General features: G+C 70.4%; 21 protein-coding genes. 11 read left to right on the top strand and 10 right to left on the bottom strand.

Annotated elements, in window-relative coordinates; all coding sequences use genetic code 11:
• Positions 1-140: 140 nt before the first annotated feature.
• From ISU10_RS15275 to ISU10_RS15255, 5 genes are all read left to right on the top strand, one after another.
• Positions 141-1,220 carry a branched-chain amino acid aminotransferase gene (locus tag ISU10_RS15275; RefSeq protein WP_194697275.1) on the top strand — a complete coding sequence of 360 codons (1,080 nt, stop codon included), beginning with the start codon at positions 141-143 and terminating at the stop codon, positions 1,218-1,220.
• Between the two features lie 70 nt (positions 1,221-1,290).
• Positions 1,291-2,979 carry a serine/threonine-protein kinase gene (locus ISU10_RS15270; RefSeq protein ID WP_194697274.1) on the top strand — a complete coding sequence of 563 codons (1,689 nt, stop codon included), beginning with the start codon at positions 1,291-1,293 and terminating at the stop codon, positions 2,977-2,979.
• A gap of 153 nt (positions 2,980-3,132) precedes the next feature.
• Positions 3,133-4,764 carry a citramalate synthase gene (cimA, locus tag ISU10_RS15265; RefSeq protein ID WP_194697273.1) on the top strand — a complete coding sequence of 544 codons (1,632 nt, stop codon included), beginning with the start codon at positions 3,133-3,135 and terminating at the stop codon, positions 4,762-4,764.
• A 29-nt stretch (positions 4,765-4,793) separates the two neighbouring features.
• Positions 4,794-5,381 carry a hypothetical protein gene (locus tag ISU10_RS15260; RefSeq protein ID WP_194697272.1) on the top strand — a complete coding sequence of 196 codons (588 nt, stop codon included), beginning with the start codon at positions 4,794-4,796 and terminating at the stop codon, positions 5,379-5,381.
• Positions 5,382-5,424: 43 nt separating this feature from the next.
• Positions 5,425-6,807, top strand: coding sequence for an amidase (locus ISU10_RS15255; RefSeq protein WP_194697271.1), 1,383 nt, complete (start codon positions 5,425-5,427; stop codon positions 6,805-6,807).
• A 12-nt stretch (positions 6,808-6,819) separates the two neighbouring features.
• Here the strand turns inward: ISU10_RS15255 and ISU10_RS15250 are convergent, their stop codons facing one another.
• Complete coding sequence (locus tag ISU10_RS15250) at positions 6,820-7,440, bottom strand: TetR/AcrR family transcriptional regulator (RefSeq protein ID WP_370865456.1); 621 nt, start codon at positions 7,438-7,440, stop codon at positions 6,820-6,822.
• 103 nt (positions 7,441-7,543) lie between these two features.
• Here ISU10_RS15250 and ISU10_RS15245 point away from each other — a divergent pair, with 103 nt between their 5' ends.
• Together ISU10_RS15245 and ISU10_RS15240 are read left to right on the top strand one after the other, a co-directional pair.
• A complete protein-coding gene (locus ISU10_RS15245) occupies positions 7,544-8,101 on the top strand; it encodes an NAD(P)H-dependent oxidoreductase (protein WP_194697270.1) in 558 nt (185 codons plus the stop codon).
• Between the two features lie 13 nt (positions 8,102-8,114).
• Positions 8,115-8,501, top strand: coding sequence for a VOC family protein (locus ISU10_RS15240; RefSeq protein ID WP_194697269.1), 387 nt, complete (start codon positions 8,115-8,117; stop codon positions 8,499-8,501).
• On the opposite strand, the gene bioD is transcribed toward ISU10_RS15240, so the two are convergent.
• Genes bioD through ISU10_RS15225 form a run of 3 tightly spaced genes read right to left on the bottom strand, consistent with a single transcriptional unit; the run spans position 8,482 to position 11,607 of the window.
• Positions 8,482-9,192, bottom strand: coding sequence for a dethiobiotin synthase (gene bioD / locus ISU10_RS15235; RefSeq protein ID WP_370865454.1), 711 nt, complete (start codon positions 9,190-9,192; stop codon positions 8,482-8,484). The two genes, ISU10_RS15240 and bioD, sit on opposite strands and share 20 nt — an antisense overlap.
• On the bottom strand, positions 9,185-10,327 hold the full coding sequence (locus ISU10_RS15230) for an 8-amino-7-oxononanoate synthase (RefSeq protein WP_194697268.1): 1,143 nt from the start codon (positions 10,325-10,327) through the stop codon (positions 9,185-9,187). The genes bioD and ISU10_RS15230 overlap by 8 nt, the downstream gene beginning before the upstream one ends.
• Positions 10,324-11,607 (bottom strand): adenosylmethionine--8-amino-7-oxononanoate transaminase, encoded by a 1,284-nt coding sequence (locus ISU10_RS15225; protein ID WP_194697267.1) that lies wholly within the window; start codon positions 11,605-11,607, stop codon positions 10,324-10,326. Before ISU10_RS15225 ends, ISU10_RS15230 begins: the two co-directional genes overlap by 4 nt.
• Positions 11,608-11,708: 101 nt before the next feature.
• Here ISU10_RS15225 and bioB point away from each other — a divergent pair, with 101 nt between their 5' ends.
• Positions 11,709-12,704: a biotin synthase BioB gene (gene bioB, locus ISU10_RS15220; RefSeq protein ID WP_194697266.1), complete on the top strand. Its 996-nt coding sequence runs from the start codon at positions 11,709-11,711 to the stop codon at positions 12,702-12,704.
• The gene (gene bsaP / locus ISU10_RS24330) at positions 12,704-12,931 is read left to right on the top strand and encodes a biotin synthase auxiliary protein BsaP (protein ID WP_442417793.1); all 228 of its coding nucleotides are present in this window, start codon (positions 12,704-12,706) and stop codon (positions 12,929-12,931) included. Before bioB ends, bsaP begins: the two co-directional genes overlap by 1 nt.
• On the opposite strand, the gene ISU10_RS15215 is transcribed toward bsaP, so the two are convergent.
• The 4 genes from ISU10_RS15215 to ISU10_RS15200 form a co-directional block, all read right to left on the bottom strand.
• Complete coding sequence (locus ISU10_RS15215; protein WP_194697265.1) at positions 12,907-13,515, bottom strand: pentapeptide repeat-containing protein; 609 nt, start codon at positions 13,513-13,515, stop codon at positions 12,907-12,909. The genes bsaP and ISU10_RS15215 overlap by 25 nt on opposite strands.
• Entirely contained in the window at positions 13,508-13,798 is a 291-nt protein-coding gene (locus ISU10_RS15210; protein ID WP_194697264.1) for a DUF2087 domain-containing protein, read from the bottom strand. Before ISU10_RS15210 ends, ISU10_RS15215 begins: the two co-directional genes overlap by 8 nt.
• Before the next feature lie 111 nt (positions 13,799-13,909).
• Complete coding sequence (locus ISU10_RS15205; protein WP_194697263.1) at positions 13,910-14,563, bottom strand: response regulator; 654 nt, start codon at positions 14,561-14,563, stop codon at positions 13,910-13,912.
• Positions 14,551-16,518 carry a sensor histidine kinase gene (locus ISU10_RS15200; protein ID WP_228501032.1) on the bottom strand — a complete coding sequence of 656 codons (1,968 nt, stop codon included), beginning with the start codon at positions 16,516-16,518 and terminating at the stop codon, positions 14,551-14,553. The genes ISU10_RS15205 and ISU10_RS15200 overlap by 13 nt, the downstream gene beginning before the upstream one ends.
• Positions 16,519-16,627: 109 nt before the next feature.
• On the opposite strand from ISU10_RS15200, the gene ISU10_RS15195 reads away from it, so the two are divergent.
• Positions 16,628-17,314 carry a hypothetical protein gene (locus ISU10_RS15195; protein WP_194697262.1) on the top strand — a complete coding sequence of 229 codons (687 nt, stop codon included), beginning with the start codon at positions 16,628-16,630 and terminating at the stop codon, positions 17,312-17,314.
• Between the two features lie 43 nt (positions 17,315-17,357).
• Here the strand turns inward: ISU10_RS15195 and ISU10_RS15190 are convergent, their stop codons facing one another.
• Both ISU10_RS15190 and ISU10_RS15185 read right to left on the bottom strand, forming a co-directional pair.
• On the bottom strand, positions 17,358-17,750 hold the full coding sequence (locus ISU10_RS15190; RefSeq protein WP_228501030.1) for a VOC family protein: 393 nt from the start codon (positions 17,748-17,750) through the stop codon (positions 17,358-17,360).
• A gap of 2 nt (positions 17,751-17,752) precedes the next feature.
• Positions 17,753-18,019 (bottom strand): hypothetical protein, encoded by a 267-nt coding sequence (locus tag ISU10_RS15185; protein ID WP_194697261.1) that lies wholly within the window; start codon positions 18,017-18,019, stop codon positions 17,753-17,755.
• A 38-nt stretch (positions 18,020-18,057) separates the two neighbouring features.
• On the opposite strand from ISU10_RS15185, the gene ISU10_RS15180 reads away from it, so the two are divergent.
• A complete protein-coding gene (locus tag ISU10_RS15180; protein WP_194697260.1) occupies positions 18,058-19,470 on the top strand; it encodes a recombinase family protein in 1,413 nt (470 codons plus the stop codon).
• Positions 19,471-19,589 lie beyond the last annotated feature (119 nt).

Raw genomic sequence — 19,589 nt, 5'->3', positions numbered from 1 at the left:
CCCCGGACATCCGGGGAAACCGTCGCAGGTCAGGGAAAGCATCCCCTGACTGCGACGGGACTCCCTGAACCGCGTGCCGCTACCTCCCCATAGTTGGACGCCCTACTATCTTCCAGAAGACTTCTCAGACAGGTGAACCCATGGACATCAGCATCACCCGTACTTCGTCCCCGACGACCGACGAGCGACTCGCCGAGATCCTGGCGAACCCGGGCTTCGGGGTGCACTTCACCGACCACATGTTCACCGTCGAGTGGACGCCCGTCGACGGATGGCACGGCGCCCGCGTCACGCCGTACGGCCCTCTGACGCTCGACCCCGCGACGGCGGTGCTCCACTACGCGCAGGAGATCTTCGAGGGGATGAAGGCCTACCGTCACGACGACGGTTCGGTCTGGACCTTCCGCCCCGAGGCCAACGCCGAGCGGATGGTGCGCTCCAGCGGACGGCTGGCGCTGCCCGTGCTGCCGGTCGAGGACTTCGTGCAGGCGGTGGACGCCATCGTCGAGGTCGACCAACGCTGGGTGCCCGATGCCGCGGGCGAGAAGAGCCTGTACCTGCGACCGTTCATGATCGCGACCGAGAAGTTCCTGGGGGTCCGGCCGGCCCGGCACGTCACCTTCATGGTGATCTGCAGCCCCGCCGGCGCCTACTTCAGCAAGGGCATCAAGCCGATCAGCCTGTGGCTCTCGACCGACTACACGCGCGCGGGCCGCGGCGGGATGGGCGCGGCCAAGACCGGCGGCAACTACGCCTCCTCGCTCGTCGCGCAGCAGGAGGCGACCGCACAAGGCTGCGACCAGGTCGTCTTCCTCGACGCCCAGGAGGGGACCTACGTCGAGGAGCTCGGCGGCATGAACATGTACTTCGTCTACTCCGACGGCCACATCGTCACCCCCGAGGTCGGCACGATCCTCGAGGGCATCACCCGCTCCAGCATCATCGAGCTCGCCGGCAAGCTCGGTCACCAGGTCGAGGAGAGGAAGTTCTCGATCGAGGAGTGGCGCGACGGTGTGACCAGCGGCGACATCGTCGAGGTCTTCGCCTGCGGCACCGCCGCCGTCGTGACGCCGGTCGGCCAGCTGCGCTGGCACGGCGGCCAGGCAGGTGCCGCCGACGGTGAGGCCGGCGAGCTGACGATGCGGATCAGGCAGGCCCTGGTCGACATCCAGTACGGCCGCGCCGACGACACGTTCGGCTGGATGCACCGTGTGTGCTGAGGTCTGCTGACCCCTTCGTACAGGTCGTCGTGCCCCGAAATTCCGGTTTCCCCCAGTTACGCTCGACGGCGTGACTCTGTCCTCAGGTGCGCCGCGCCCGCAGGCGCCCCCACCGGCGCCCCCACCGGGCCTGACCGTCGGCGGCTACACGCTGCTGACGCGCCTGGGCGAGGGCGGGATGGGCGTGGTGCACCTCGCGCGCAAGGACGACGGTCCACGGGTGGCGCTGAAGGTGCTGCGTCCCCACATCGTCGGCGACGACGAGGCCAGGGCCCGCCTGGCCCGCGAGGTCTCCTCGCTGAGCCGTATCCGCAGCCGGTGGGTGGCCGAGATCGTCGACGCCGACCCGTGGGGGCCGGTGCCGTTCGTGGCGACCCGCTACGTGCCGGGGTTCTCCCTGCACGACCAGGTACAGGAGGAGGGGCCGGTCACCGGAACCGATCTGGTCTGGCTCGCGCAGGCGCTCGCCGAGGGGATCGCCAGCGTGCACGCCGCCGGCGTGCTCCACCGTGACGTCAAGCCGTCCAACGTCTTGATGGAGGGGCGCACGCCCATCCTCATCGACTTCGGTCTTGCCCGGGTTGCCGACGATCCCAAGCTGACCCACACCGGCTGGCTGCTCGGCACACCCGGCTACCTGCCGCCCGAGATCCTGCACGGCGACGACGCGAGTCCCGCCTCCGACGTGCACTCGTGGGCGGCGACGGTTGCCTACGCCGCGCTGGGAGCCTCGCCCTACGGTTCGGGGCCCTCGATGGCCATCATGGACCGGGTCCGTCGCGGCGACCACGACCTGGCGGGCCTGCCGGATGCTCTGCGCGCTCTGCTGGACTCCGCTCTGGACCCTGATCCCGCGCGACGCCCGAGCCTGGATCGCATCCGCCAGCTGCTCGATCCCGACGCCAATCCCCGGACTCCCCTCCGCGGGTACGCGCCCGAGGACGCCGAGGACCTCTTCACGATGCCGTTGGCCGTCGCGGCCCAGGCGGGCGTGGCCCCACGGGTCGAGCCGGACGACGTCGTCACCGAGGTACGCCCGACTCTGGTCGACCCACGGCTCCAGCCCGCTCCGCAGTTCCCGCCCCGAGCCGGGTTCCGGCCACTGGCCCACGCCGCCCAGGAGGACTTCTGGGACGAGCACTGGCACGACCATCGCAACCTGCCGGTCCATGGCTGGGTCGGTCCGCCCGAGCCCGCACCAGCGTCGCGCGTGGAGCGGGCGCGGCGGACCCTGCTGCTCGTCGCCACCGCTGTCGCCGTCGCCGCGGGCGTCGCCGCGTTCCCCTACCTGGCCACCGGCCTGCTGCTGGTGCTCGTGGCCCTGCTGCGCTCGGGCTCCATGACCGCGAGCGCGGCGGGGGACCGGCAGCGCCTGCGAGGCGGCACCCGGTGGTACGACGTCGTGGTCGCTCCGCTGTCGGCGCCCTGGCACCTGCTGCGGTCCTTGCCCACGACCGGCCTGCTGTACTTCTGGGCCGGTGGGTTCGCGGTCGCGGCCGGGCTGCTCTGCTACGCCTTCGCCGTCTCGCTGGAGGTGACGCTGTTCACCGGCGGGCTGGCGCTCGTGGGCGCGCTGTACCTCGGCCCTGGAGGGTCTCGGGTGCGGCGCCCCGTATCGCGTCTGGTGCTGCCCCTCTCGCGCACGACCCAGACGTGGGCGATCGCGATCGCCGTGCTCGCGGCCGTTGCCATGGTGCTGGGGTTGGTCTCGGAGGCCGGGGTGCACTGGCTGCCTGCCGACGGCCGACCCGGATCTTGAGACTTGCGCCCCCGGCTCACCGCGAGCGTGGCACGATGACCTCGTGCGCACGCACCTGAGCATCATCATCACCTAGCGCGTCGGGACCCCCGGCGCGCAAACCTCTCGTCCTCGAGAGGTTTTTTTGTTGTCCGAGCACGAAAGACACCAACCATGGACTCGCAGCCTGACCAGCCGCTCGACCTCCAGCTCGATCCGCAACTCGATCTCCAGGGCGCCTTCCACGTCTACGACACCACGCTGCGCGACGGCGCGCAGCAGGAGGGGCTCAACCTCTCGGTCGCCGACAAGCTCTCGATCGCCCGGCAGCTCGACACCCTCGGCGTCGGCTACATCGAAGGTGGCTGGCCCGGCGCGAACCCCAAGGACACCGAGTTCTTCCGGCGTGCCCAAGGCGAGCTGGACCTCACCCACGCCAAGCTCGCGGCGTTCGGAGCGACCCGTCGCGCCGGCGTACGCGCTGCCGACGACCCGCTCGTCGCCGCCCTGCGCGAGAGCGGAGCCGGTGTCGTCACGCTGGTCGCGAAGTCGCACGAGCGTCACGTGGAGCTGGCCTTGCGCACGACCCTGGCCGAGAACCTCGCGATGATCCGCGACACCGTGGAGCACCTGCGCGCCGAGGGCCAGGAGGTCTTCCTCGACGCCGAGCACTTCTTCGACGGCTACCGCCTCAACCGCGACTATGCGCTCGAGGTGCTCCGCACGGCCTACGAGGCCGGCGCCGCGGTCGTCGCCTTGTGCGACACCAACGGGGGCATGCTGCCTACCTGGGTCGGCGACGTGGTCAACGACGTGGTCGAGACCGCGGGTGTCCGCGTCGGCATCCACTGCCACAACGACACCGGTTGTGCGGTGGCCAACACGCTGGCGGCGGTCGACGCCGGCGCCACCCACGTCCAGGGGACCGTCAACGGCTACGGCGAACGTACGGGCAACGCCGACCTGCTGGCCGTCGTCGCCAACCTCGAGGTCAAGCTCGGTCGGCAGGTGCTGCCGACCGGCAGGCTCGGCGACGCCACCCGCATCGCCCACGCCGTCGCCGAGGTCACCAACGTGCCACCCGCGTCACGGCAGCCGTACGTCGGTACGTCGGCCTTCGCGCACAAGGCCGGACTGCATGCCAGCGCGATCAAGGTCGACCCCGATCTCTACCAGCACATGGACCCCGCAGGAGTCGGCAACGACATGCGCCTGCTGGTCAGTGACATGGCCGGTCGGGCCTCGATCGAGCTGAAGGGCCGCGAGCTCGGCTACGACCTGTCAGGAGATCGTGAGCTGGTCACCCGGGTCACCGCCCGGGTCAAGGAGCTCGAGGCGCGGGGGTTCACCTTCGAGGCGGCCGACGCATCCTTCGAGCTGCTGCTCGCCGAGGAGGTCGAGGGCACCCGCCCGTCGTACTTCGACGTGGAGTCGTGGCGGGTCATCACCGAGACCCGCCCCGGAGACGAGGCCGTGTCGGAGGCCACGGTCAAGCTGCGGGCCGAGGGCGTGCGCTACGTCGTCACCGGTGAGGGCAACGGGCCGGTCAACGCCTTGGACCAGGCACTGCGCGAGGCCATCGGCCAGGCATTTCCCGAGGTCGCGAAGTTCGAGCTGATCGACTACAAGGTCCGCATCCTCGACCAGGGCCATGGCACCGACGCCATCACTCGGGTGCTGATCGAGACCACCGACGGCCAGTCCTCGTGGGTGACGGTGGGCGTCGGCCACAACGTCATCGAGGCGTCCTGGGGTGCCTTGGTCGATGGACTCACCTTCGGCCTGCGCCAGCAACAGGCCGGCTGAGGAAACCACCGCCCGGACTTCCGCGTCTGATGCCCATGCGCCTGCTCGCCCGAACCACCCGGCTCCTCCTCGTCATGATGCTCGCCTGCGGGATGGTGGTGACCGTCGGCTCCGGCCCGGCCCTCGCCTGCTCGTGCGCGATGGCGCAGACGCCGGACTACGTGGACTCCTCGGACACCATCGTGCTCGGCACCTTGGTCGACATCGACGAACCGCGTGGCTTCGTGATGAGCAGCTCGGACCCCACGAGCTACACCGTCGACGTCGAGGCTGTCTTCAAGGGCGAGGCCGGGCGACGTGTGGTGTTCGAGTCCGCCGTGTCGGGTGCGTCGTGCGGCCTGGAGGGCATGGCTGTCGACCGGCGATACCTGTTCTTCCTCCAAGACGGGGGCGACACGCGCAGCGCCAGCCTCTGCGGGGGGACTGCGCCGGCCTCCGCCGCCCTACAGGCCGAGGTCGAGGCCGTGACCGGACCGGGGTCACCACCGACCGGTGAGGACGACCCGCTCCCCGCCGGGGATCTCACCGGCTGGCTGCTCGGTGCCGCGGCAGCCGGCATCGCTCTGGTCGGGGGCGTCGCCTTCTGGGTGCTGCGACGCGGACGAGCCGCCGAGTAGCGCACACCGCCGACCGGCGTTGCGGCCCGGCTAGCGTGGCGGCGTGACCCAGCTCCACGACCTGACCGCGCTGGAGCAGGCTGAGGCCGTACGCCGACGCGAGGTGTCTCCGCTCGAGCTGGTCGACCACTACCTCGCCCGAGCCGACGATGTCGGCGCGTTCGTGATCCGCACTCCCGAGCTCGCCCGGCAGCGCGCAGCCGAGCTCCCCGCCGGCGCCGGGCCCTTGTGGGGTGTGCCAACCGCCATCAAGGACCTGAACCTGACCGCAGGCGTGGGCACGACGTTCGGCTCGCCCGTGTTCGCCGACTTCGTGCCCGAGGTGAGCGACGCCGTCACCCTGGCCCTCGAGGACGCCGGGATGATCAGCCTCGGCAAGACGTCGACACCGGAGTTCGGCTCGCCCTGCTACACCGAGCCCGAGGGCCTGCCTCCGGCCGTCACCCCGTGGGACCGGACGAAGATGGCGGGCGGCTCGTCCGGCGGAGCGGCCGCTGCAGTCGCAGCCGGACTCGTGCCCATCGCCCAGGGCTCGGACGGCGGTGGCTCCATCCGGATCCCGGCCTCGTGCTGCGGCTTGGTAGGCCTCAAGCCGACTCGCGGGCGGATCAGCGGTCACCCCATGTATGGCGACCCGGTGGGTTTGGCGACGGCCGGGCCGATCGCCCGGACCGTCCGCGACGCGGCGGCGATGCTCGATGTCCTCGCCGGTCGTCGGGTGGGGGATCCTGCCTGGGCGCCACCTCCTTCCGAGACGTTCGAGTCGGCCTGCGACCGCGACCCGGGACGGCTCCGGATCGGCAGGCTCAGCACACCACTCGTCACCGACACTCCCGTCCACGACGAGTGCCTGCGTGCCTACGAGGACGCCTCGACGCTGCTGGAGTCCCTTGGTCACGAGGTCGTCGACGTACCTGCCCCGATCGGCCGCGAGGCGGTCGCGGTGTTCGAGACCTGCTGGTCGGTGCTGACCGCACTGTCGGTCGTACCTCCCGAGGCCGAGCCGTTGCTGCGGCCCCTGACCCGGTGGCTCAGCGAGCGGGGCCGGGCTGTCAGCGGCCCGGAGTTCGGGCTGGCCATCGGCGAGCTCAGACGTGTCGCGGCAGCCGCGCTCGAGGCCCTCGCGCCGTGCGACGCGGTCCTGACCCCGACCCTCGCCTCCCCCCCGCTCGCGGTCGGCGCGATCAGGAACGACGACGACCCGGCCGCTGACTTCGAGGCGCAGAAGGCCTTCACGCCGTGGACCTCCGCATGGAACGTCACCGGCATGCCGGCCGTCTCGTTGCCGACCCATTGGACGCCCGACCATCTGCCCGTCGGCGTCATGCTCGCCGCGCGGCCTGCGGAGGAGGGACTCCTGCTGTCGCTCGCCGCGCAGGTGGAGACGGCGCAGCCCTGGCGGCACCTGCGCCCGCCGGGCTGGTAGGCCTGCGGCGATCTAGACCGGCCGGTTGACCTCGGGGCAGACGACGCGGCGTACGAGGTCGTCCCAGCCGGCCTTGACGCTGTCGAGGGGGATCGCATCGACGCGGGTCTGCTGCACGAGCACGACCATCTCCAGCGGGGCGAGCAGGGCGGTGGCGAGGAAGTGGAGGTCACCGCGCACCCCGAGCTCCGAGAGCAGGTAGCGCATGTGCATCGCGGCGAACGAGACCGCGGAGTAGGACCGTGACCCGGCTCTGCCTGCAGCCCGGATGAGCTCGGCGTGGGTGAGGTTCAGCTCCATCCGTGAGTGGCCGAATGCGTGCAGCCGCTCGATCGCCGGTGCACCGGGTCCGAGTGGTGGCGGCCCGCTGATGACCAGTGCCTGCCACTCGGTCTCGGACCGGTTGAGCAGTGCCCCCATCAGGCCCTCGCGGCTGTCGAAGCGACGGAACACCGTGCCCTTGCCGACTCCGGCCTCGGTGGCGACGGAGTCCATCGTCACCGCATCGACGCCCTGCTCCTCGACCAGCCGGGCAGCGGCGGCCAGCAGGGCCTCACGGTTGCGCGCGGCGTCGCTGCGCTCCCGCGGGGGCTGGTCGAGCAGCGGCAGCTGCCGGGACAGGGGGTCGAGCACGCGAACACCCTAGATGTGGCGGCGGCCTCCACTCGATCGGAATATAAGCGGACTACGGTCCGTTTGTGCCATTACAGTTCGCCCATTCCGGAGGAGAGAGCACATGTCCGAGACCCGAGTCGTCGTCCTGCTGGGCAGCCTGCGTGCGGCATCGCTCAACAAGCGCATCGCCGAGACGCTGCGCGAGCAGGCGCCAGCCGGCACCATCGTCGAGATCGCCGAGGGACTGGGCGACCTGCCCTTCTACAACGAGGAGATCGACACCGACGTCGACGTGCCCGCGGCGGCAGCCAGGCTGCGCACGCAGGTCGCAGGTGCCGACAGAGTGCTGGCGGTCACTCCGGAGTACAACGGCACGATGCCCGCGGTCCTCAACAACGCGATCGACTGGCTGTCGCGGCCCTACGGCGCCAACGCTCTGCGCGGCAAGCCGTTCGCGGCCCTCGGCGCGACGCCGACGAGGTTCGGGGGCAAGTGGTCACACGAGGATGCCCGTCGCTCGGCGACGGTTGCCGGCGCCCACGTGATCGCCGACATCGCGATCTCCGAGTCGACCGTCGACCGCGGCGACATCCTCGCGGACCACGAGTTCGTGGGCCGCCTCCTCGGCGCGCTCGACACCCTCGTCTCGCACCGCCAGGAGACCGCGCCCGCAGCGTGAGAGCCTGGACGGCATGGGCGAGCTCACGCCGTACATCTGCGTCGCCGACTCGCGGGCCGCGATCGAGTGGTACGCCGAGGCGCTGGGCGCCGAGGTCACTGTCGAGCCGATCGTCATGGACGACGGGCGCGTGGGTCATTGCGAGCTCAGCGTCGCAGGTGCCCGATGGATGATGTCCGACGAGTTCGCGAGTGCGGGCGTGGCCCCACCCCTGCCCGGCCGCGGAGCCAGCGTGACCCTGCACCTGACCGTCGAGGACTGCGACGCCGCGGTCGCGAGGGTGAACGCAGCCGGGGTGCAGATGACACGAGGGCCCGAGGACTCGCCTCCGGCCGGACGCGTGGCCGTGTTCACCGACCCGTTCGGGCACCGGTGGTTCGTCAACCAGCGGCTGGCGTGAACCACCCCGGCGCGGCCTGACGGAAGTCGGCCGTCGCGAGCGCACCTGCGCCCTCCGGGATCACGGCCAGCAACCGAAGGCCGGTGACCCGAGGGAGATCCTCGAGGTTGCACTGCTCGGCCAGGCCTGGGGCCGCGGGCCACGAACCCACGACCAGGCCCGCGGGCTCCAGCCCGCGGGCCCGGACGGCGTTGACCGTGAGCTCGGTGTGGTTGAGAGTGCCGAGGCCGGCGGCGACCACGACCACCACGTCGACGACGACCGATGGTGCGAGCAGGGCCGCCAGGTCGAGCAGGGTCCCGCCGTCGGTGTCGAGTCGCACGAGCAGGCCGCCGGCGCCCTCGACGAGCACCGTGTCGTGGAACTGCGCCAGCACCTTGATGCGGTCGGCGTGCTCGGCGACGCGCGGGATGCGTACGCCGCGCAGCCGGGCCGCCGTGTCGGGCGCGAGCGGGTCGTCGAGCGCCGTGAACTCCTGGACCGCACACCCCGTCAGGGTGTGCACGACCTCGGCGTCGCCCGGGTCCTGCGAGCCGGGCCCGACGCCCGTCTGCACGGGCTTGACGACCACGACCGAGCCGTCGGCGAGCGAGCGCACGGCCAGCGCCGCCGTGGCGATGGTCTTGCCCACGCCGGTGCTGGTGCCGGTGACCACGACCACCCGCCCGGTCGGGGTCGTCGGGTCAGGCACCGAGCTGTTCCTTGGCCACCTGGACCACGACCGACTGTGCGTGGGCCCAGTCGCCGTCGTCGTGCCCGGCGTTGGCGGTGACGCGCAGCCGCGAGATCCCGTCCGGCACCGACGGTGGCCGGAAGCAGCCGACCAGAACTCCCTGCTCGCGTGCGGAGGTCTGCGCCTCGACCGCTGCCTGAGGCGACGGCATCTCGACCGAGAGGACGGCCCCGGCGGGCGCTGGTACGTCGAGAGCCGCCGCCAGCGCACTGATGCGGTCGTAGAGCAGCCGGCGACGGTCGGGCTCGGTGGCCGCGATCCGTAGCGCTGCTCGCGCGGCGCCGGCCGCCGCGGGCGCGAGACCCGTGTCGTAGATGAAGGGTCTGGCCCGGTTGACGAGGTGGTCGCGCAGCTCGAGGCTGCCGAGGACCGCACCGCCTTGTGACCCCAGCGCCTTGGAGAGCGTCACCGTGACCAGGACCTCGGGGCGCCCGGCGAGGCCGTGATCTCGGACCAGGCCCGCACCCGCGGCGCCGGCGACCCCCAGCCCGTGGGCCTCGTCGACGACCAGCAACGCGTCGTACGCCGTGCAGACGGCGGCCAGCTCGGTGAGGGGTGCTGCGTCCCCGCGGACCGAGTAGACCGACTCCGCGACGACGAGTGCCCGCCGCCCGTCTGCCTTCGAGAGCGCCCGCGAGACGGCTGCTACATCGTTGTGGGGCACGATCGCGACCTCGGCCCGGCTCAGCCGGATCGCGTCGACCAGCGAGGCATGTACGTGGGCGTCGGAGACGACCAGGCACTCGCGGTCGGCGAGTGCGGTGATCGCGGCGAGGTTGGCGGCGTAGCCGCTGGAGAGGACCAGAGCGGCAGGCTGTCCGAGGAACGCAGCCAGGTCGGACTCGAGCTCTGCGTGGACGCCTAGCGAGCCTGTGACCAGCCGGGATGCCCCTGCCCCGGCGCCCCAGGTGTGCAGGGCCTCGGCGGCTGCGCCGACCACGGCAGGGTGCCGAGCCAGGCCGAGGTAGTCGTTGCCGGCCAGGTCGAGCACGGGTTCGGTCGCTCCGCGAACGTGCAGCGAGCGACGCAGGCCGAGCGACTCGCGGCGCTGCGCCTGCTCGCGTAGCCAGGAACTCCAGGAGCCGCCGCTCATCCGACGGCCACCGCTGCCTCGATGCCCGCGCAGATCCGGGCGACGTCTTCGTCGGTGCTGACGTAGGGCGGCATCGTGTAGACGAGGTTGCGGAACGGACGCAGCCAGACATCGACATCGAGTGCGGCTTCCGTGGCCTTGTCCACGTCGACCGCGTGGTCGAGCTCGACCACGCCGACCGCACCGATCGTGCGGACGTCGGCGACGCCGGAGAGTCGACGCAAGGGCGCCAGACCGGAGCGCAGACCCGTGCCGATCCGTGCGACCGACGACTCCCAGCCGAGGGACTCCAGCAGGTCGAGGTTGGCCAGCGCCACCGAGCAGGCCAGCGGGTTGCCCATGTAGGTCGGGCCGTGCATGAGCACGCCCGACTCCGAGGCCGACAGGCCCCGGGCGACCTCGCTCGTGCAGAGAACCGCGGCCAGCGTCAGGTAGCCGCCGGTGAGCGCCTTGCCGACGCACATCACATCGGGCGTGATGCCCGCGGCCTCGGCGGCGAACAGCGTGCCGGTGCGGCCGAAGCCGGTCGCGATCTCGTCGAGGACGAGGAGCAGGCCGTGCTGGTCGGCGACCTCGCGCATCACGCGCAGGCATGCGGCGTCGTAGACGTGCATGCCACCTGCACCTTGCAGCACGGGCTCGACGATGACTCCCGCGAGCTCGTGCGCGTGCCGCTTCGCCAGCTCCCGGAAGCCGGACTCCCAGGCAGGCACGTCGTCGGGCGAGGATGGCGGTCGGTCCGCGAACACCTGTTGCGGCAGTACGTCGGCGAACATCGAGTGCATGCCACCGACCGGGTCGCACACGCTCATCGCCCCGAACGTGTCGCCGTGGTAGCCGCCGCGCACGGTGAGCATGCGGGTGCGCTCTGGCCGGCCGACGCCGCGTTGGTGCTGCAGGGCCATCTTCAGCGCCACCTCGACACTGACCGAGCCCGAGTCGGCGAAGAAGACGTGGTCGAGGCCGGCCGGGGTGATGTCGACCAGACGCCGGGCCAGCCGCACCGCGGGCTCGTGGGTGAGGCCGCCGAACATCACGTGCGCGAAGTCCGCGGCCTGGGCGCGCAGCGCCTCGTCGAGGGCCGGGTGCCGGTAGCCGTGGATCGCCGACCACCACGACGACATGCCATCGACGACCTCGCGACCGTCGGCGAGAAGCAAGTGCACGCCGTCCGCCCCGGTCACGAGCCGCGTGAGAACCGGGTCCGTCATCGAGGTGTAGGGATGCCAGACGTGCTCGCGGTCGTAGGCGAGCAGGTCGTCATGGGCCTCGGCGGACATCGGCGCTGAGTCTACGGAGGGGCGACAGAGCCACCTCCGTGCCGGTCCAGGCACTGAGGCCGGCGCCGGGAGCACCATCGAGACGGGCTATCTTGCTGCGCGTGACCGACATCCTCGAGCGTGCCCGCGCGAAGGTTCTCGACGGCGGCGAGGGACTGTCCTACGACGAAGTGGTCGAGGTGCTCCAGCTGCCCGACGACCAGATCCCCGAGCTGCTCGACCTCGCACACGCCGTACGCATGAAGCACTGCGGCCCCGAGGTCGAGGTCGAGGGCATCATCAGCCTCAAGACCGGCGGGTGCCCCGAGGACTGCCACTTCTGCAGCCAGTCCGGCCAGTTCACCTCGCCGGTTCGGTCCGTGTGGCTCGACATCCCGCAGCTGGTCAAGGCCGCTGAGGAGACCGCGGCGACCGGCGCGACGGAGTTCTGCATCGTCGCTGCGGTGCGTGGGCCCGACGAGCGGCTGATGTCCCAGGTCCGCGACGGCGTCGCCGCGATCCGTGAGGCCGTCGACATCAACGTCGCGTGCTCGCTCGGCATGCTGACCCAGGAGCAGGTCGACGAGCTGCGAGCGATCGGCGTGCACCGCTACAACCACAACCTCGAGGCGGCCCGCTCCTACTTCCCCTCGGTCGTGACCACCCACTCCTTCGAGGAGCGCTGGGACACCTGCCTGATGGTGCGCGACTCCGGCATGGAGCTGTGCTGCGGCGGCCTGGTCGGCATGGGGGAGAGCCTCGAGCAGCGCGCCGAGCTGGCGGTCCAGCTGGCCGAGCTCGAGCCCCACGAGGTGCCGCTCAACTTCCTCAACCCGCGGCCGGGCACGCCCTTCGGCGACCTGCCGGTGATGGACTCGCGCGACGCGCTGCGCACGGTGGCGGCGTTCCGCCTCGCGATGCCGCGCACGGTGCTGCGCTACGCCGGTGGTCGCGAGCTCACCCTCGGCGACCTCGGCACGCGCGACGGTCTGCTCGGCGGCATCAATGCCGTCATCGTCGGCAACTACCTGACCACTCTCGGACGTCCGGCCGACGCCGACATCGAGCTGCTCGCCGACCTCAAGATGCCGATCAAGGAACTCGCGAAGACCCTGTGATGCCGGCGTACTGCGGTCGCTGCGGAGAGCCCGTCGACGGGTCATCAGCGGAGGGTCCCCACGAGGACTGCGCGCGGCTCCTCCAGCTCGAGCCGCCGCGGTACTGCGCATCGTGTGCCCGCCGCATGAAGGTGCAGGTCTCGCCGATGGGCTGGTCGGCGACGTGCGTGGAGCACGGCACCGTCGGTGCCCGAGCCCGTGATCAGGGCTCGACCACGGCTCCGTAGATCTCCGCGAGGTGCACGGCACCCGGCAGGTCCAGGCGGGTGTCCTTCAGGCTCGCCTCGCGCAGGTCGACACCAGCCAGCGAGGCACCGCGCAGGTCGGCGTTGACCAGCGTCGTCTCGCGCACCGTCGCGCCGTCGAGCTTGGCCTCGCGCAGCACTGTCGCCGTGAGGTCGGACATCGACAGGTCGGACTCCCGTAGGTCGAGGCCGCTCAGGTCCAGCCCCCCGAGGTGGGCGCCGCGGAGGGTGACCGACCGCCACGAGCCGCCGAGCACCTTCATCGGCCGCATCGTGCACTCGGCGAACACCGAGCCGTCGAGCTTGCATCCCTCCAGCGTCGCGTCGAAGAAGTTGCACCGTCGGAAGTCGGCCGCGATGAACGCAGTGCTCACGTGCGTGGAGGAGTTGAACCGGCAGTTGTGGAAGGTGCACTCGCGGAAGACCACGTTGCGCGTGGTCGCCTCGGTCAGGTCGACGTCGGAGAAGGTGCACCCGGCGTAGACCGCGTCAACCAGCTCGTCGCCGTACCAGTCCTCGCCGGAGTAGGTGCGACCAGTGATCGCACCCGTGACGGGCTCAGACATCGAAGGTGCCGCCGCTGCGCCAGTAGACCCAGTTGCTGTCACTGTCGGCGCGGTCGAGGAAGCCGTTCTCGACGAGGTAGCGGCGCAGCGCCGCGAAGTCGGGATGGACCTCGCCGAGGATCTGGTTGACCCGCGCCTCGGGGTACTTCACTCCCGGCTCGAACCGCTGCGCCAAGAAGTCGAGCACGACCAGCAGCTTGCCGTGCTTGGACGGGATCGTGTGCAGCCGGCCGTCGGGGCCGAGGAAGTTGGCGAGCACGTTCTGGGGCACCACCTCGCTCATGTCCAGACCATACGTTGCGCGGCTCCCGCTCGTCCGCGAGCATTCCTTCCGGGCCCGAACGACGAGAGCGTCGGTCCCCGGCAGTACGTGAAGTTCGTTCGCTGACCCTGGCTACTGCCCCCGCTGCCGCACTCCCAGCCACGTCAGCACCGCCAGCACCCGCCGGTGCTCCTCACCGGTCTCGAGCAAGCCGAGCTTGGCCATGATGTTGGCGATGTGGGTCTCGATCGTGCGGTCGGTGAGCACCAGCCGGCGGGCGATGCCGACGTTGTTGCGGCCCTCGGCCATCAGAGCCAGCACGTCGCGCTCGCGTGGCGTCAGCGAAGCGAGTGGGTCGTCCTCTCGGCGCGGGCCGAGCAGGGTGGCGACCACTTCGGGATCGAGGGCCGATCCGCCGTCGGCGACGCGGCGCAACGCGTCCATGAAGTCGTCCACGTCGAAGACGCGGTCCTTGAGCAGGTAGCCCACCCTGCCCTGCGAGACGAGCTCGACCGAGTGACGGGTCTCCACGTGCTGCGACAGGAGCACCACGGCCAGGCCCGGCATCCGGGAGCGCAGCAGCTTGGCGGCGCGGGCCCCGTCGTCGGTGCCGTCGGGGGGCATCCGGACGTCGATGATCGCCAGGTCGGGCACCTCACGCTCGACCGTCTCGATGAGGCTGGTCGCGTCCGGCTCCCGTCCCACGACCTCGTGCCCGGCGTCCTCCAGCAGCCGGGCCAGACCCTCGCGAAACAAGGCGGAGTCCTCACCGATCACGATGCGCACGGCAACGCAGCCTCCACCTCGGTGCCCTGGCCCTCGGGGCTCGCGACGTGCAGCGAGCCGCCGAGGGCGGCGACCCTGTCTGCGAGACCGCTGCGTACGCCGAGTCGCGCACCCCCGCGCCCGTCGTCGGTGACGCGCACGAGCAGCTGCCCGTCTCGGCGCACGACCAGCAGCTCGATCCTTGTGGCGTCCGCGTGCTTGATGGCGTTGGTGATCGCCTCGCTCGCCACGAAGTAGGCCGTCGTCGCGACCGTGTCAGGCAGCGGTGCGTCGTCGACGTCCATGTCGACGGCCAGCGGCAGGTCGCGGACCAGGTTGGACAGGGCCGCGGGCAGGCCGTCATCGAGGCTGCTCGGTCGCAGGCCGTGGGCGATCTGGCGCAGCTCGGCGACCGCCGTACCGAGCTCGGCCACGCTCTCGTCCAGGAGGTTGTCGACCTCGACCGTGCCGTCGTCGAGATGCCTTTGGGCCAGGCGCAAGCGCATGCCCAGAGAGACCAGCCGCTGCTGGGCTCCGTCGTGCAGGTCGCGCTCCATGCGACGACGCTCCTCGTAGCCGATCTCCAGGAGACGAGCGCGGCTCGACTGGGCCTGCTCGAGAGCCATCGCCACCTCGCTGCGCAGCCGCACCACCTCGACCAAGGTGGTACAGCGATCTGCGACCTCGCGGAGCAGCTCGAGCGATGCGACACCCGAACCACGCACCAGGACCCCGGTGCGCTCGCCATCGAGCCAGACGGGCACGCCGTCGTCAGGTACTTCGCCGCCCGAGGAGTCGAGGTACGTCGCGGATCCCGGCACCAAGTAGCCGACGCGGAGACCCGGATCGCGCAGTGCGCTGCGCAACACCTCCTGCAGCTGCTCGGGCTGCGCGCGACCAGCGCTCACCTCGCGGTGTAGGCGATCGACGGCGGCAAGGGCCGCGCGTCGCAAGGGATACGTGCGGGCGTCGACCGCCCGGCGTACGACGCGCAATCCGGGCAGCAAGACCAGCGCGGTGGCCGCCGTACCGACGGCGACACCGACGTGAGAGTCGCCGACGGCCAGGCCGGCGGCCGACGACACGGCGGCGTAGGTCGCCAGGAGTCCGACCGTGAGCACGCCCCAGGTCGTCGCGAGGGCGAGCGCCTTGTCGACGTCGTACAGGTCGTGCCTCAGCACCGCGATGCCGGCGGCCACGGGCGTGCTTACTAGTGAGGCGAGGCCGACGCAACCGCTGAACCAGGTGGCGTGGCCCCAGACCAGGATCTCCAGCAGGCACAGGAGCGGGTAGAGCGGCATCCCCACTCCTGCCACGGCCAGCCACTTGATCTGTTGACGTTGCGTCGCCGTGGACCTCCGGTAGCGCAGCAGGAGCGAGACTGCGCAGGCGACGAACAGCGGCAGCATGACGAAGAAGGCGAACCCGCCGAACTCCAGCCACGACGGGGGTGAGCCGAAGGGACGCGCCAGGTTCTCCATCGGTGGGCGAAAGGGTGCTTGCTCGAAGGCCCCGTAGGCCTGCACGAAAGCCACGCTCACCACGAGCGTGGGCGGCACCCATCGCCACCGGAGCGAAGGCAGCCGACCGTCGGGGAAGTAGAGCAGCAACAGCCCGAACGTCGCGAGCACCCACCAGGCGTTCTCAGCCGTGATGGCAACGAGCCAGGCCCAGGCCGTCGGGCTGCCGTCCTCAGCCAGCCACCGCAGCCAGACCTCCTTGGCAGTCACAAGCGCCACCGAGAGCGAGAGCAGTCCGAGCAGCATCGCGACGACGACACCGTCCCGGCGACGTGCGACGAGGATCGAGAGCGCCGTTGAGGTCGGGACGACGACCAGTGCGATCCCCAGTGTCAACAGGGCTGCTGCGCTTGGGGCCAGGCCGGTGAGGGCGCCGGCAAGAGCGACGAGGACGGCGGCCAGCAGCGCGGCCGCCACGGTGGTGCGGCGGGCCCACGACACGTCAGCCCCTGACATGAGAGCACTGTAGGGACGCAGAGGGGTCCACGGCTCCGTACAGGCACGGGGGTCGAGTCAGGCGGTCGCCACGATCCGCCGCATCCCTGCGCGTTCCTAACGTCGGCGCATGACCAGCACCTCCAGTACCGCCACCTCGACTGCCTCCACCGATGGCGTCACGACGTCTCGCATCCGCGTGGTCGCAGGCGCCCTGGCCGCCTCGGCCCTGACCAGCGCCCTCCTTCTCATCAGTACGCCGTGGGGCGACCGTTACAACAGCAGCGCCGACGAGGTGCTCGACTACGAGCGCCTGGCCCCGGTCCGTGACGGAGCATGGGGAGGGATGCTCGCCGACGGCATCGCCTTCGCGGTGCTCGGCGTGACGTTGAGCTTGGTGGTCTGCCACCTGGTCCGCGGCCGTGGACGGGTATCAGCCCTTGTCGGATCAGCCATCACGACGGTCGGCGGCATCTGCTTCGCGATGGGCGGGTTCGCGTTCGCGAGCATCACCTGGTTCGCCTCCGGCATCTCAGAAGGCGCGGGCCGTGAGCTGGTCGACTACGCCAATGACAACGTTCCCCACCTGCTGGGCGCCACCATGGCCGGCTTCGCCTCGTTCACCCTCGGGAGCCTGGTGGTGGTGGCCGCCCTCTTCCGGGCGCGCGCGGTTCCCTCGACCGCCCTGGCGGCGTACGTCGTCTTGGTGCTCGCCCAGTTCGCGCCACTCCCGGGCCGTGCGATCGACTTCGTGCAGATCGCGATGATGGTGCTGGTCCTCGCGCTGGGCGTCTCGGTGCTGCGGCGGCCCGTCTGATCCTGCCGAGGCCTCACGGACTCGGGTGATAGGGGTGCGCCGTCTAGTCGCCGACTACGACCTCGACCTCGAAGCCCTCGGAGTTCTCCAGGTAGAGCGCGACGTGGTCGTCGCCGCCCGCATGGGGATAGTCGGAGGAGTAGAGCTCGGCCCAGCCGTTGTCCTCGCACGCCGCACGCAGCGAGTCGAGAGTCGCCCGGTCGGGCACGGTGAAGGCCAGGTGGTTGATGCCTGGTCGGAGCCGGTCGTGCCTCTCGTCGATGAGGTCGGGGGAGCGCTCCACGAAGGTGTAGGTGCCGTCGGGGTGCACCCACCGACCACCGCCCTCGTCGGCGAAGTCGCGGGCCCAACCGCAGCCGGTGAACAGCCAGTCCCACTCCGGTGTCGCCGAGGCAGGGTCTTGGACCCAGAGGTCGAAGTGATGGATCGCGCGCACGCTCAGGAGCGTAGGAGGACCTCGCAGGTCTCGACCAGTCGTTGCCGCAGCGGGGCGGCCCGCGTCGCGAACTCACGCTGCCACGCGGCGTACCCGCGCTTCCCCTCGGGAGTCTCGATCCGGATGGGCTCGAGTCCGAGGTCGCCGAAGTCGTAGGGCGACGCGCGCATGTCGACCTCGCGGACGTCCCAGGCCAGCACGAAGCAGTCCGCGACGAGGTCGGATGAGACCAGCGGCCAGAGGCGGAAGGCGTGCTTGTAGAGGTCCATGCACGATAAGGTTGCAGTCACTACTTGAAGGAGTGACTGTGGAGGTCTGCATCTACGTCCGACTCTCCTACGACCTGCGCGGCAACGAACTCGGCGTCGAGCGGCAGGAGAGGGAGTGTCGAGAGTACGCCCAGGCTCGCGGGTGGACAGTGAGCGAGGTCTTCATCGACAACGACCTGAGTGCGACGACAGGTGTTGAGAGGCCCGAGTTCGAGCGACTGCTGGCAAGCAAGCCGACCGCGATCCTCTGCTGGCACCTGGACCGGCTTCTGCGCGTCTCTGGCGACCTGGAGCGAGTCATCGCGCTCAACGTGAACGTCTACGCCAAGGAGGCCGGCTGGTTCGATCTGAGCACCCCTGCCGGTCGCGCCGTGGCCCGCACGGTGACCGCGTGGAGCACCTACGAGGGCGAGCAAAAAGCTATCCGCCAGAAGGCCGCTCACAGGCAGCGTGTGGACGCTGGAGGGCTCACGGCGACGGGTCGCCCGTGGTGGCCGACTCGACCGCTCGGCTTCAACCTTGACGGGACGCACCACGAGATCGAGGCACCTGCTCTCCGGCAGGTCTACGCGGACCTGCTGAACGGTGGGACGCTCGCCGCTGGCGTGCGCTACCTGGAGCAGTGCGGGATCGTGACCGCTCGCTCGGGCAGGCCGTGGAAGGCGTCAAGCCTGCGCCCGGTGCTCCTGAACGCTCGGAACGCTGGCATCTACCTCTACAACGGTGAAGAGGTCGGTCCTGCGGCATGGGAGCCGATCGTGGAAGAGGAAGTGTTCCGCGCCGTCGTGCGCATCCTGAGCAACCCGGCTCGACGGCTCAACGGCGAGAACTCGGGCGGCTTCGGACATCGGACCAACCTGCTGACCGGGCTTGCGAAGTGCTCCAAGTGCGACCACACGGTGAGAGCCGCCTGGAGGCGCAACGCCAAGGGGGAGCGGACCTACAAGTTCTACCAGTGCGGGGGATGCCACGGTGCGACCGTTCCGAGCGAGTGGGCTGACTCTGTGGTGACCCGGAAGGTCATCGAGCGAGTCGAGGAGTGGCGGGACATGCTCCCGCAGGGTTCCACGGCTGGAACGGTCGATGTAGACGCGCTGAAGGCTCGCGTGAAGGCCCTGGAGTCAAGCAAGGAGGAGTTGGTCGAAGATCGCTCGCTGGGCATCCTGAGTCGCGAGCAACTGCGCGCCGGCCTTGCCAAGGCTGACACCGAGATCGCCAAGATCACTGACGAGCTCACTGCTCACGTCAGCGAAGGGGACGGGCCGTGGTTCTGGGACACGGAGACGCTGTGGGCCTGGAGCGACGATGGGGAGGGCAATGTGGATGTCGAGAAGTTCACTCCCGTCGTGAAGCGCGTCTGCAAGAGCATCGCGATGACTGGACCCGGCAAGGGCAAGAAGGATCTCCTCTACGGAACGCATCTGGTGATCGACTTCTTCGAGCCGCGTTGACCAGACAGTGGGTTCTGGTGCTAGTGCCGCGCATTTGAAGTCTTCATCCGGTTGGCCTTCTTGAGGATCTCGTCGGCAGTCTTGGTCCATACGAACGGGTGCGAGCGGTCGTTCCAGCC

This window comes from Nocardioides agariphilus, from assembly GCF_015352445.1.
Lineage (GTDB): Bacteria > Actinomycetota > Actinomycetes > Propionibacteriales > Nocardioidaceae > Nocardioides > Nocardioides agariphilus.
Note: the sequence above shows the minus strand (reverse complement) of the source record. Positions and strands in the feature narration are given on the sequence as shown.

Coding starts and splice junctions, on each gene's coding strand:
- bsaP (WP_442417793.1), top strand. CDS start 12,704: ATGCCGGCGTACTGCGGTCGCTGCGGAGAGCCCGTCGACGGGTCATCA.
- cimA (WP_194697273.1), top strand. CDS start 3,133: ATGGACTCGCAGCCTGACCAGCCGCTCGACCTCCAGCTCGATCCGCAA.
- ISU10_RS15185 (WP_194697261.1), bottom strand. CDS start 18,019: ATGGACCTCTACAAGCACGCCTTCCGCCTCTGGCCGCTGGTCTCATCC.
- ISU10_RS15260 (WP_194697272.1), top strand. CDS start 4,794: ATGCCCATGCGCCTGCTCGCCCGAACCACCCGGCTCCTCCTCGTCATG.
- ISU10_RS15210 (WP_194697264.1), bottom strand. CDS start 13,798: ATGAGCGAGGTGGTGCCCCAGAACGTGCTCGCCAACTTCCTCGGCCCC.
- ISU10_RS15215 (WP_194697265.1), bottom strand. CDS start 13,515: ATGTCTGAGCCCGTCACGGGTGCGATCACTGGTCGCACCTACTCCGGC.
- ISU10_RS15275 (WP_194697275.1), top strand. CDS start 141: ATGGACATCAGCATCACCCGTACTTCGTCCCCGACGACCGACGAGCGA.
- ISU10_RS15200 (WP_228501032.1), bottom strand. CDS start 16,518: ATGTCAGGGGCTGACGTGTCGTGGGCCCGCCGCACCACCGTGGCGGCC.
- ISU10_RS15195 (WP_194697262.1), top strand. CDS start 16,628: ATGACCAGCACCTCCAGTACCGCCACCTCGACTGCCTCCACCGATGGC.
- ISU10_RS15245 (WP_194697270.1), top strand. CDS start 7,544: ATGTCCGAGACCCGAGTCGTCGTCCTGCTGGGCAGCCTGCGTGCGGCA.
- ISU10_RS15240 (WP_194697269.1), top strand. CDS start 8,115: ATGGGCGAGCTCACGCCGTACATCTGCGTCGCCGACTCGCGGGCCGCG.
- ISU10_RS15225 (WP_194697267.1), bottom strand. CDS start 11,607: ATGTCCGCCGAGGCCCATGACGACCTGCTCGCCTACGACCGCGAGCAC.
- ISU10_RS15230 (WP_194697268.1), bottom strand. CDS start 10,327: ATGAGCGGCGGCTCCTGGAGTTCCTGGCTACGCGAGCAGGCGCAGCGC.